Annotated in this window: 2 protein-coding genes and 1 pseudogene; all 3 read left to right on the top strand. The window is 61.1% G+C overall.

Translation table 11 applies throughout. The features are described from left to right. Nucleotides 1-30 precede the first annotated feature (30 nt). Nucleotides 31-552: pseudogene (locus tag AC1RBA_RS05875) on the top strand (hypothetical protein); the annotation flags it as partial. A gap of 168 nt (nt 553-720) precedes the next feature. Further along, nucleotides 721-12621, top strand: a complete 11901-nt coding sequence (locus tag AC1RBA_RS05870; RefSeq protein ID WP_492417180.1) for a hemagglutinin repeat-containing protein — start codon at nt 721-723, stop codon at nt 12619-12621. A 3-nt stretch (nt 12622-12624) separates the two neighbouring features. Further along, on the top strand, nt 12625-13026 hold the full coding sequence (locus AC1RBA_RS05865) for a hypothetical protein (RefSeq protein ID WP_071654368.1): 402 nt from the start codon (nt 12625-12627) through the stop codon (nt 13024-13026). The last annotated feature ends 195 nt before the right edge of the window (nt 13027-13221 follow it).

The following is a 13221-nucleotide window of genomic DNA, read 5'->3' as shown; positions in this document are numbered from 1 at the left end:
GCGAATGCGACCCTGGATGCGGGCAAGCTGATGAATACGGATGGCAAGCTCGAACATGCGGGCAACGGCACGCTGGCTCTCCACGCGGCAACGCTCGATGGCGAGCGCGGCAGCATCCTCGGCAATGGCCTGGTGCGCATCGACGCGGGCATCATGCGGCATGACCAGGCCAGCACGGTGGGGCAGCAAGTGACGCTGCAGGCCGATAGCCTGAGCAACCGTGGCGGCCATGTGCTGCAGACGGGCGATGCGGCGATGACGGTAGCCACGACGGGACAGCTCGACAACAGCGGCGGCGAGATCGGCGGCAACGGCGGCGTGCAGGTGCGGGCAGGCGTACTCGACAACAGCAAGGGCCGCATCACGTCCGCGGCTGCGGCATCTGTCGCCAGCAAGGGCGCTGTGAATAACACCGATGGCGTGCTGGCGGCGACCACCGACCTGCAGGTCGGTGGTACCGCGCTGGACAATACGCGTGGTGTCGTGCAAACGGGCACCGGTGCCTTGGCGCTGGATGTGGCCAGCCTGCTGAACCAGCAGGGCACGCTGAGCGCGGGCACGGACCTGGCGGCCAAGGTCAGTGGCGATCTGAACAACTCCGGCTTGCTGTATGCGGGCCGCGACCAGCAGCTGACCGTGGGCGGTCTGCTGAACAACACGGCTTCCATCGCCGCCGCCAATCACACAACGATCTCCGCTGGCAGCGTCACCAGCAGCGGCTTGCTGGGTGCCGGCATGAAAGCGGATGGCAGTCTGGGTACGGCAGGCAATCTGACCGTCAACGCGGATGGCGTGCTGCAAGCGAGCGGGCAGAACCTGGCGGCGGGCAGCGCCGTGCTAATGGGTTCCAGCGTAGATCTGTCGGCCAGCCAAACGGGCGCTGGCAATATCGCCATCACCGCGCGCAGCGGCGACGTACTGACAAACAAGGCAGTCATTTCCGCCAGCAACGTGCTGGCCATCACCGCCAATGCCAATAATGCCCAGGCGTTGGTGAACAGCCAGGGTCAGCTGGTGGCGGGCCAATTGCAGTTGAATGTGGCGAATCTGGACAATGCCAGCGGCGACATCGTGCAGACGGGCACAGGCGATACCGTGATTACCACCGGTAAGCTGGACAACACGGCCGGCCGCATCGCCGTCAACAGTAATAACCTGGCCCTGAACGCGACGGTGTTGACGAACCTTAACGGCAAGCTGGAGCATGCAGGTGCGGGCATACTGTCCATCAACGCGGGCCAGTTCAACAACCAGTTCGGCAAGATCACGGGCAATGGCAAGCTCGACATCACGGCAGTCGCCTTCGATCACCGCAATGCGACGACGGTGGCGAATCAGATGACCGTCAACGCCGGCAGTCTGGATAATCGCGCCGGCAGTCTGGCGCAGACGGGCGCGGGCATGCTGACGGTGACTGCCACCGGGCAGCTGGACAATACGGGCGGCAAGATCGAGAGCAATGGCGATGCATTGGTGAAAGCTGGCGCCTTGCTGAACAATACGGGCCGCGTCGTGGCGGCGCAAGATGTCGAATTGAAAGCGGGAAGCCTGGACAATACGGAAGGCACGGTGGCGGCCGGGCGTCACTTGGTCTTGAACGGTGGTGACATCGACAATACCAAGGGGCAATTGCAAGCCGTTGCCGGTAACGCGACCTTGAACGTCGGCAAGCTCCACAACACTGCTGGCAGCGTGTTTGCAGGCGCCAACTTGAACGCCACGCTTTTCAGCTTGAATAACACGGGCAGCATGTATGCTGCCGGGAATCAATCCATTACCGCCAGCGGCGGCGTCGCCAATACGGGTGTGATTGCGGCGCAAGGCAATACCAGTCTTGCGGCCAATAGCCTCGATAGCAGTGCAAGCAGCTTGATCGGTGCAGGCATGCAGGCCGATGGCAAGCTGGGCACGGTTGGTGACTTGACGATCAATACCGCGCACATGCTGGCCGCACATGGCCAGAACCTGGCGGCCGGCGCGGCGAACCTGTCGGGCGCCAATGTGGATATCACGGGTAGCCAGACCGGTGCAACGCAGATCAGCCTGGCCGCGACGAGCGGCGATGTGTTGGCCGCCAAGGCCGTGGTGAGCACGCCGGGCACGCTGACGGTCCGCGCGCACGATACCTTGCGCAATACGGAAGGGCAACTCAGTGCCGGCCAGCTTGACCTGCACGTGGGTCACCTGGATAACACCAAGGGCACCGTGATCCAGACGGGCACGGGCGACACTGTCATCCAGACGGGCAAACTGGACAATAGCGTGGGACGCATCGCCGTCAATAGTAATAATTTGATCTTGGGCGCGGCCAGCTTGACGAATGCGGGCGGCAAGATCGAGCATGCGGGTGCAGGTACCCTGGCCATCACGGCGGCCACCTTGCAGGGCGCAGGCGGCAGCATCATCGGCAATGGCGCCGTCGATCTCAAGGCCGGTCTGTTTGACCATGCCAACGCCACCACCACGGGGCGGTCCCTGAGCGTGCAGGCTGACAGCTTGAGCAACCGGGGTGGCCATTTGCTGCAGACGGGCGCGGGCGGTATGACGGTGGCCGTCAGTGGCCAGCTCGATAATACGAATGGGGAGATGGCCGGCAACGGCGTGTTGTCGCTGCAGACCGGCAGCCTGGACAATACCAAGGGCAAAATCACCTCGGCAACGTCCGCCGACATCGTCAGCACTGGCGCACTCGTCAATACCGACGGCGTGATCGCGGCGGCGACCGATCTGCACCTGGGCGGCGCCATCGACAATACGCGCGGCCTGCTGCAGGCAGGCACGGGCGCCTTGAGCCTGGATGCGGCCAGCGTGCGCAACGTACAAGGCACACTCGGCGCGGGCACGGATATCACGGCCAAGGTCAGCGGCGACGTCCTCAACGCTGGCGTGCTGTATGCGGGCCGCAACCAGACCCTGGAGATCGGTGGTTTGCTCAGCAATACCGGTTCGCTGGCGGCCCTGGGCAATACGGCGATCACGGCGGGCAGCCTGGGCGGCAATGGATTGCTGGCGGCAGGCATGCGCGCCGATGGCAGCTTTGCCTCGGCTGGCGATTTGACGGTGAAAACGGCCGGCGCCTTGCAAGCTGGCGGCCAGAACATGGCGGCGGGCCAGTTGCAATTGACGGGCGGGTCGGTCGACGTGGGCGGCAGCCAGACCAGCGCAGCCAATGTCGGCTTGACGGCCTTGACGGGCAATGTGACGACCAGCAAGGCCATCGTATCGACGAATGGCTTGCTGGCCATCACGGCGAATGCCGCCAACGGGCAGGCACTGGTCAACCAGGGCGGCAGCCTGAGCGCCGGGCAGCTGGCCCTGCGGGTGGCCAATCTGGACAATACCAAGGGTACCTTGATACAGACGGGCACGGGCGACACGGTCATCGAGACGGGCAAGCTGGATAACACCGGCGGGCGCATCGCCGTCAACAGCGCCAATCTGCGCCTGCAGGCGGGCGACCTGACGAATATCGATGGCAAGATCGAACATGCGGGCAAGGGTGTGCTGGATATCCACGCCACGCATCTTTACGGCCAGCGTGGCCAGCTCACGGGTAATGGCGCGCTGCAAGTGGCGGCCGATTACGTCGATCACCGCAATGCCAGCGCGATTGCGCGCCAGCTGACGGTGACGAGCGGTGCCCTGGACAATCGTCAGGGCGAGATCATCCAGTTAGGAACCGACCTGGCGAGCATCGTTGCCACGCGTAGTCTGGACAACAGCGGCGGCAAGATCGAGGGCAATGGCGATGTGCAGGTCGAAACGGCGACCCTGCTCAACGACCATGGCCGTCTTGTTTCGGCACAGAATCTCGGTGTGAACGCCAGTACGGCTTTGAACAATACTGAGGGAAATATTCTGGGTGGGCGCAAGCTGACACTGCGCGGTGGTGCAGTGGATAATACGCGCGGCCAGATCCAGGCGCTCGATGGCAATGCGGAGCTGGCTATCGGCGACCTGAACAATACTGGCGGCAAGGTGTTTGCCAGTATCGACCTGAATACGGTTGCCGCCAACGTCGTCAACAGCGGCAGCCTGTATGCTGGTGCCAACCAGACTCTGCGTGCCTCGGGCGATGTCAGCAATACTGGCACTATCCTGGCGCAAGGACACAACACGATCAATGCAGGCAGTCTGACCGGTTCCGCGTCGAGTTTGCTGGCTGCGGGCGTCAAGGCCGATGGCAGTTTGTTGGCCGCAGGCAACCTGAACGTGACGACGGCCCAGGCCTTGCGCGCCTCCGGTCAGAATCTGGCTGCGGGCAACATGGTTTTCAGCGGTGCTACGGTGGATGTGGCGGGGAGCCAAACCAGTGCGTCGAACATCGCGCTGAACGCGAGCGCGGGTGACGTCTCCACCAGCGGCGCCGTGGTAACGACCCCTGGCACACTCGAAGTCCATGCCGCCAATCACTATGGCCAGCGTTGGGAGAACGGCCGCGGCCAGGTCAGCACAGGTCAATTGACCGTGCAAGTGGCGAACCTGGGCAATGTACAGGGCAGCATCATCCAGACGGGCAGTGGCGCCAGTTCGCTCAACCTCACTTCGCCCGGCGGCGTACTCGATAATACGAGCGGACGCATCGCCGTCAACAGCGTCAGTTTGAACCTGAACGCTGGCGTGCTGGCAAATACGGACGGCAAGATCGAACATGCGGGTAGCGGAACACTGACGATGCATGCAGGCCAGATCAGCGGCCAGCGGGGCCAGATCACCTCGAATGGCAGTCTGGACATGACCGCGGCGGCGCTTGACCATCGCAATGCCAGCACGATCGCGCAGCAGGTAACGATCTCATCCGGTACGCTCGACAATCGTCAAGGAAATATTACCCAACTCGGCCTCGGACAGACCGCTATCGGCGCCAGCCAGAGCCTGGATAACCGCGGCGGCACGATCGCCAGCAATGGCAGCACCAGCATCGCTGCCTACTCTTTGAATAACCAGGGCGGCACGCTGCAGGCGGCTGGCAGCGGCAGCCTGGATATTCGCGGTGGCGGCACGCTGGACAACAGCAAGAGTGGCGTGATCGCAGCCGGCGGCAATTTCACGGCGGCGGTGGGCGAGCTGTTGAACCAGGGCGGCAAACTGACGGCTGGCGGTACGCTGCACGCCAGCGCGGCCCAGGTGCTGCGCAACGAGGCCGGCTTGCTGGCCGCGACGGGTAACGTCGAACTGGCGGCTGGGTTCCTGGACAATACCGGCGGTAAGGTTGCGACAGTGGCAGGTAACTTGAATGTCATCAGCGGCGGCGTCTTGAAAAACGACGGCGGCACGCTGCAGGCCGTTGGCGACATCACGCTTCGGAGTGCTGACTTGAGCAATACGGTCGCTGCCGGACAAGGCGCCGCCGGTATGATTGTTGGCAAGAATATCCGGATCGATACGGGCCTATGGGCGCTGGATAACCATCTGGGCACCATCGCCGCCAGCGAGACGCTGAGCGTGTACTCCGGCCCGTTGACGAATGATGGCGGCCTGTTGCAGTCTGGCGCTGGCATGCGCATCGACACGCGCGGCCAGGTCCTGAGCAACGGTAGCGCTGGCGCCTATGCTGCGCGCAACCAGGGCAATGCCGGCGGCATCGTCAGCGGTGGCGACGCCGTTCTGTCGATAGGCAGCTGGAACAACACGGCAGGTTATTTCGGTGCGGCAGGGGCGATCAGCGGCACCACCGGTTTGATCAACAATGCGGGTGGGCAGATCGTCGGCCAATCCAGCCTGGCGTTGTCTGGCGCTGGCCTCGATAACCAGAATGGCCAGATACAGGTGGTGGGCAAGCTGTCGTTCGCTACTCCCGGCGGCATCGACAACCGGAATGGATTGATACGCTCCGGCGCCACGGTCAGCCTGACGGCGGGCACGATCGACAACAGCACGACGCAAGGCAGTAACCAGGGTATCGAGGCGATTAACGCCATCCTGACGACGGGCTCGCTGAGCAACCGGGCGGGAGCGTTGCGCACCGATGGCAATCTGGATATCGTCGGCTCAGGTGTTTTTGATAATACACAAGGTCTGGCCAGCGCCGGCAGGGCGCTGAGCGTGGCCGATCTGGCGGCGAACCGCAGCCTTGCCATCATCAATACGGGAGGGACGGTGATTGCCGGCGCGCTGGCCGATGTGCGTGCCGCCAGTCTGACGGGCGATGGACGCCTGTTGTCGCAGCTGGACATGAACCTCGATCTGAGCGGTGGCTATAGCCATGGCGCCGGTGCGGAGCTCGTCGCCAACCGCAACCTTGGCATCGCCACCGGTGGTCAATTCCTGAACATGGGCAAAGTGCGCGCGGGCGGCACATTGACCCTGCGTACCAATTCCAACATCGATAACACGGCCTACGGTGACATCAGCGCGACCATCACACGCCTCAGTGCCGGCGGTCTGCTGGTGAATCGGGGCGTGATCGACGGTGTTGCCACTGAGATTAATGCAAACATCATTCATAACATTGGCACCGGACGCATCTATGGTGATCAGCTCAGCATTGGTGCCGGGACCCTGAACAATGATGTGGAAAATGGTGTTGCCGCGACCATCGCTGCGCGCAACGACCTGCAGATTGGCGCACAAACCATCAATAACTTCGAACACGCGCTGATTTTCAGCGCCAACAGCCTGTCTATCGGCGGCAGTATTGACGGCAATCGCCAGGCGACCGGGCGCACGGCGGTCTTGAATAACGCCAGCGCCACCATCGAAGCGTTGGGCAGCCTGAGCATGAGCGCTGCCCAGATCAATAATCTGAATAAGCATATTCAGATGAAAATGTCCTCATCGACGAAACAGGAGTCCGTGACCGAGTACCAGGGCGCCGGCGCGGCGAAACGCTATGTCGCCGGCACGCCGGGCGTGGAGACATATGATGACGAGTCGCTGCATCTGCGCACGCCAGATGGCACGTATGAAGTGTGGACGCTCTACAAGACCACGCGTACTTCGCGCCAGAGCGAGATCGTCAGTTCCGACCCCGGGCGCATCATTGCTGGCGGCAATATCTCCATCAGTGCCGACCTAGTTGCCAACGAAGACAGCCATATCATCGCGGGCGGGCTGCTGGACATGCATGGCAGCCGCATCAGGAATGGACAGACGCAGGGACAGAAAATCAGTACTGACAAAGGTACGGCGACCCTATACAAGCGAAAGTTCAAAAAAGGGCGCGATAGTACCAGCATTGGAAAACCGGCGGCTTTTACCGGGGCCGAGAAAACCGAGAGCATCACTCTTAACATTGCGCGGGAAGAACAGTTTGCCACGCCGCAGGGCAGCGGCATCAGCTTGTCCGGCGCCGCTACTGGCGGCGTCAATGCCTCCACCAGCGCGGCCGGCGCGGCCAGCGCGCAAGTGCAGGGCAAGGCCATTGTCAGCGTGCTGGCAGGCCTGGCCGGGGTTGCCAATGCGGCAGGCCGTCAGGCCGGCGCGGCCAGCGGCGGCAGTGGGCCGAACGGAACGACGCGGGTGGCGGGGGCCGGCCTGGGCGGCACTGTCGGCAGCGTCTCCGGGAGCGCAGTCGATGCGGTTCAACAAGGCAATGGCCCGACTGGTGCTTACCCGGGCGCCATTGCGCTTGGCACGGCGGCAACGGGTGCCATGGCCCAAGAGATGCAGCATGTCGGCGGTACAGCTTCAACTACTGGCACGGATCGCCTCGGCCAGGCCGGCCAGGGGGAATTCGTTCGTACGGTCGCCGGCGCGCTTGCCGCCACCGTGACAGGTTCGAATCAGCTTGGCCAGGTCAGCCTGGCGTCCGGGAGCACGACTAGCATCGGCAATGCCTCCGGAGGCGTTTCCGCGGCGACCGGCGTCGGTGGCGTGCCGGGTGCGGCGCGCGGGGCCGGCGTCACGGAAGCGGCACTGGGCGTGCTGCCCGCCGACATGCAGGTGGGGCGCGTGACGGGGGCGGATGCACACGGCCAGGCCAGCCTGGCGCCGGCGGGCAGCACCAGCATCGGCAATGCATCCGGCACCGCCGCGCAGGCTGCCGGCCTGGGTGGCGTACCGGGCCAGACACGCCTGCCCGGCATTGCGCAAGTGGCGCTTACGGACGCTTCCGGCCGGGCGCAGTTCGTGCGCACCAGCAGCCCGTCAACGGCCTTGCCCAATGCAAGCCTGTTCCGCACCTTGCCGTCGCTGTCGTCGCGTTACCTGGTCGAGACGGATCCGCGCTTTGCCAATTTCCGCGAATGGACAGGTTCCGACTATCTGCTCAATCAGGTCAAGGTGGACCCGTCGGTGACGCAAAAACGCCTGGGTGACGGCTTCTATGAACAAAAGCTGATCCGCGAACAGGTGGCGCAGTTGACGGGGCAGCGCTTTGTCGGCGACTACACGAACGACGAGCAGCAATACCGTGCCTTGATGGACGCCGGCGTGGCATATGCGAAGAATTACGATCTGCATCCTGGTGTTGCATTGACGGCCGAGCAAATGGCAGCGCTGACGAGCGATATTGTCTGGCTGGTCGAACGCGACGTGGCGCTGCCAGATGGCTCGGTGCAGAAAGCGCTGGTACCGCAAATTTATCTGCGCCTGCGTGAAGGAGACCTGGACGGTAGCGGAGCACTGCTGGCCGGCAAGGACATCAATATCAATCTGTCGGGCGACCTGACCAACAGTGGCACGATTGCCGGGCGCAGCGTTGTCAAGCTGACCGCGGACAATGTGGAAAACATGGGTGGCCGCCTGAACGGCGACGCCGTCGCCGTGGCCGCAAGGAACGACCTGAACAATATCGGCGGCACGATCTCGGCCAACAGCGAGTTGATCGCTACCGCCGGGCGCGACATCCATATTGCCAGCACCACGCACAGTGCCAGCAGCAGCGCTGGAGGCAACAGTTTCAGCCGCACGGATATCGACCGGGTGGCGGGGCTGTACGTGACCGGTGATGGCAGCAGTGGCGGCGGAACGCTGGTGGTGTCTGCGGGCCGCGACGTGAGCATGCTTGCCGGGGTCATCGGCAATGCCGGCAAGGATGGCCAGACCATCGTCAATGCCGGCCGCGACATCAACCTGGGAACCTTGACGACGGCCAGCAGCAGCAGCCTGAGCTGGGATGCGAAAAACTACCGCAAGGACAGCAGCAGTACCGAGGTGGGTAGCCAGATCCAGGGCAGTGGCAGCATTGTGCTGCAGGCCGGCAACGATCTGACTGCCCGGGCAGCCGATGTGCAGGCAGGCGCGGGCCTGTCTGTGACGGCGGGCCATGACATCGTGCTGAGCGCTGCCGCGAACCAGCTTACCGTCGACGAGGGACATGTACAGACCGGCAAGGGTTTCCTGAACAAGAAGACCATCACCACGCGCGACATGCTGGACCTGGGTACCTCGGCCGGCAGTGCTTTTGGCGGCGCTACGGTGGCGTTTGCTGCAGGCAACGACATCAAGCTTACGGGCGCGCAAATTCTCAGCGATGGCTCCGCCAGTTTGCTGGCGAAGAACGATATCAGCATAGCCGCGGCAAGCGAAACGAGCAAGGAACTGCACCACCGCGACGTCAAGGAAAGCGGCTTCATGAGCGGTGGCGGCTTTGGCTTCAGTTATGGCACGCGCACCACGACTACCGACCAGGAGCGTGACGCCGTCATCCAGAGCGGCCAGGCGCGCAGCACCGTGGGTTCGACCAGCGGCGCCTTGACCATCGTTGCAGGCAAGGACCTGAAGATCGGCGGCAGCGATATTGTCGCGGCCACTGACCTGAACCTGGCGGGCACCAGCGTGAAAATTACGCCGGGACAAGATAGTGATAAGGGGAAATTCGAGACCAAGACCACGCAGGATGGCTTTACCGTCGCCTTGGGCGGCAGCGTGGTGAGCGCCATCCAGACCTTGCAAACCATGAGCACGGCAGCCAGCACGGCGAAGAACAGCCGGGTGACGGCCATGGCTGCGGCGACCACGGCCATGGCGGCGAACGCCGCGGCCAAGGACATGATGAAGGAAGGCGGACCAAGCATCAGCATCAGCCTGACGGCGGGCCATTCGGAAAGCCAGCAGACGCAAACGACGGCGAGCACCACGCACAGCGGCAGCGTGTTGACGGGCAACAATATCAACATCACGGCCACGGGTGGCGGCAAGGATAGCAATATCACCATCCTGGGCAGCGACCTGAACGCGAAGAACGATATCCGCCTGCATGCCGACAACAACGTCAATCTGCTGGCCGCGCAGGATACGGAAAGCCAGCACAGCAAGAGCTCAAGCATGAGTGCATCGGTGGGCGTGCAAGCCATTGTCAGCACCAAGGGCACCTCGTTCGGCTTCACGGCCAGCGTCAGCGGCAGCAAGGGGCATGAGGACGGCGATGGCACGACGCAGCTCAACACGCATGTGAACGCGGGCGACAAGCTGATCATCAGCAGCGGCGGCGACACCAACATCAAGGGCGCCGTGGCCAGCGCCAACCAGGTAATTGCCGACATCAAGGGCAACCTGAACCTGGAAAGCCTGCAGGACACGGCCAAGTTCGACAGCAAGAGCCAGAGCATCTCCGCCAGCGGTACCGTCGGCTTTGGCGCCAGCGTCAGCGGCAGTTATAGCCAGAGCAAGATGCATAACGACTACGCCAGCGTGCAGGAGCAGAGCGGCATCAAGGCGGGTGACGGCGGCTTCCAGATCAAGGTGGGTGGCAATACGGACTTGAAGGGTGCCGTCATCAGCGCCACGGAGGCGGGCAAGCTTGACAGCAGCTTGATTACCTCGACTTTGACGCATAGTGATATTGCCAATCATGCGATTTCGAAGGGGAGCAGTGTTGGGGTGTCGGGAGGAGTGTCGTTCGCAGGCACGGGGCCTAAGAACGATAACCTCACCAACGTCGGCGGCGAGAAGGATGCCAAAACCGCAGGTTTGCCTATTATCGTGGGGACTAGCGAAAATGCCAGCAGCACCACGCGCAGCGGCATCAGCGGCGGCACACTCGTCATCACAGACGACGCGGCCCAGCGCGCGGCGACCGGCAAGGGAGCGGAAGAAACTATCGCGGGTGTGAACCGCGATGTGACGACCGGTGTGGATAGCAGCGGCAAGATCGGCAATAATTTCGACAAATCCAAGCTGCAGGCGACGATGGATGTAACGGCGGCGTTTGCGGCGGCGGCGGCAAATGAGGTGGAGGAGTACGCCAAAGACAAGCTGGCGGAAGCATTTGATTTGAAGGACGCAGCGTTTCGTGAGCCTGACAAGACGAAAAGAGACGAAATGTTGCTCCAGGCAGCAAAGATTGAAAGCGATTGGGCTGAGGGGGGCACTTCCCGACTGCTGGCCTCCACGGCGATTGGTGCGCTGAGCGGTGGTTTGACTGGGGCGGCAGTGAATGCCGCTGGCACCAGTGCTTCTGGCTTACTCAATCGTCCAAAATTACCGGATTCTTTCAAGTTGTTGTCATTAGAGCAGCAGGCCCAAATTGGGTATATCGGAGCTGAGTTAGGCCTCAATGCGTCTAGTTCACCTGATGAATATAAAGTATTGAAGGAAGTGACTGATCTGCAGCACGACCCTTCATTGCAAGATATTTCGCCCGCTGAAAGACTGCGTCGAGTAGACAATTATTTGAGCTTACGAGGGGCAACAGCTGAGCAAATTGCAGATATCCATGAATCTTATGTGCGGGCAGGTTTCATTAAAAATCCTAATGTAGAGATGCACACCGTTCCTGCTTCGGACGTTTCGAATGAAAATTTATCAGATGCGAGCAGTGCGGTGCCAGACGCATTCTTGCTATTTCGACATCTCGACAAAGGTTCCCAGCATGTCGGGACTGCGGTCAAGGAATTTGGTAATTTTATTGAGAGTAAGCCTGAAGCGAAACTTGTCTTGGCCGGGGCGGACTTCATGGCCGGACCTGTGATGTTTGGTGTCAAGCGGGTTCCCGTAGTAGAAAAAATGATCGACAAGGCGACAGGGGAAGTGACCAACTTCCTTGCTGGAGGATTTGAACGAGCAGGCTACGTAGGCAGCGATGTTGACGATGGCGCCATTGGCACTACTGTTATACTGTCGACTGGTATTGGTGGTATTGTTGATGCAGTCAAAAAACTGGGGAAATCCATTGATTTTTCGCGCAATACTGCTCAGGTAGCAGAGCGAACTATCGACACTAGCCCAATTCCTATACGAAATGCGGAATTGATTGGCGCGGATGGAAAAGTCATAGCGCGCCAGAATCCGTTGACCAATGCATGGGAGCCTAGTGTTCCTGCTTTGTCGAAGGATGGGGAAGCCGCCGCAAATAAGGCTGCTAACGTGAGATCTTACCCTGATGGCAGTTTGCGTACGCCAGATGGAAAATTTTCGAGTGTTAGCGGCGCGCCTGCACCCGGTACAGTTAATGCCAGTAACTATGCTGATTTTTTAAGGTCAAATGGTGTAAATGTAGTGGGCACCGAGCTGGAAGTTGCCGGTCCACTCGGAGTTCGCAAATATGACATCATGACCAGAAATCCTGATAATTCATTATTTGGAATTGAAATTAAGAGCGGCGGTGCACGTGCTACACCATACCAAGCATTTTCGGATATGCATGTGAATCGATTTGGAGCAGTTGGGACTGGCCGTATTGGCGGGCAGCCAGTGACTGGTTCGATGACGATATATTTACCTTCAGGAGGTCATTAATTCATGCGTTTAGAAGTCGAGAAAAGACCTGTTGTTGAGCAAGTGAGCGTTGCGCAAGTACGTTCTGCCATAGCAGGACTGCGTAGTTATGGCCCCTCATCGTATGCGTCGTTAACCGACGACGAGGGGAATTATCTCCAAGTTGCCGGTGGTGGGATCACGTGCATGCTGGAGCGCCGCGATGTTGCCACAGGTCGCCACTATCGTGCTTATCACGACGTTGCAAGCAAGGTTTATCCGGACGGGACTATTCTTGCTTTCGGCGGAGGCGAAATAAAGTTGTTGGCAGATGAATGGTTTACCGCCCCCGTGGTTGCGGATGTTTTTGTTGCATTTGTTAACGGACATGAGCTACCGCCATCGGTTAAGTGGCGTGACGTAACGGCTACATTTACGGGTAGCTGATTGCAGAAAGAGGGGCGGGGTCGGATACTGTCTTGGGGGCGGAGGCAGGTCCGCCATTCGGGGAGCCAGGGTCAGGTCCGCCATTCGTACACGAGCTCAACCTTGGCCGTCTCCAAGGGAGCCAGGGTCAGGTCCGCCATTCGTACACGAGCTCAACCTTGGCCGTCTCGATCTGCGGCAGGTCGCGCTTTATGG

It is taken from the genome of Janthinobacterium sp. GW823-FHT03B06, from assembly GCF_058796955.1.
Note: the sequence above shows the minus strand (reverse complement) of the source record. Positions and strands in the feature narration are given on the sequence as shown.